At 42.4% G+C, this 776-nt stretch carries 1 protein-coding gene; it reads right to left on the bottom strand.

All coding sequences use genetic code 11. The annotated features are described in order from the left end of the window. On the bottom strand, positions 1-557 hold a 557-nt coding region (locus tag A3729_RS23655), incomplete at its 3' end, for a hypothetical protein (RefSeq protein ID WP_197476016.1). Positions 558-776: the final 219 nt, after the last annotated feature.

The raw sequence follows: 776 nt of genomic DNA, 5'->3' as shown, positions 1-776 counted from the left end.
ATAATACTTAATAGAGCAGGAATAGCGGCTAAATACGATGCCCAGCTCAGTACCGACTCACCACTATTAAAGCCTTGAGGTATAGTCAATAAGCGAGCTACTAATAACAGCAGAATGCCAAAACCAAAAACACATAAAGCCAGGTAGAATGCTGGGTGTTGAAGCACAGGAACATAGTTATTCATCAAAGGCTCCCCTACTCCAAAAAATGGACAAGCGACCATAATCAAGGCACCAAGCGCAGCAAAGTTCCACGCCCACTGATCCAACAAGCCACCACTAGCCGGGTTGCTGCTAGTCCAGAAAACTCCCGCCATTGATAGAAACCAAATCAATACAGAAAGGTCAACGTGCACAACCAGTGCAACATGGAAAAAGTCCACCCAGGGAATAAAGTCTTGTACGCCTGGCGTTCGAGACAAAACAAGCAGCAAAGAAAATACCCCTGCGCCTAGCAAAGAAGCGACAGCCAGCCCGAGCCATTTTTTAACAATCGTTTTCTGAGCGGCAGCAACTAGAGAAAGTTGCATTACCATAGAAGTGTTTAATGCCGTCATAATCCCTCATTATTATATTTATTGTGTCGCTCAGGATCCTATCAAATAATTGGGGTCAGTGTAAAAAAGGCCGTTATCACACCGAATCCAGTTATTTAATGGCATAAGTCGCATTTTATTCACTGTTCAAAGATTAGGCTTGCATCTCTCACTAAGAACAGTAAATAATGTGCAGCCATGGAGACTAAATAATTAGTACAAAATAAAAGTTTCCTACTA

The organism is Oleiphilus sp. HI0043 (assembly GCF_001634935.1).
The sequence above is the reverse complement of the archived record's forward strand: the minus strand, read 5'-3'. Positions and strand labels throughout refer to the sequence as shown.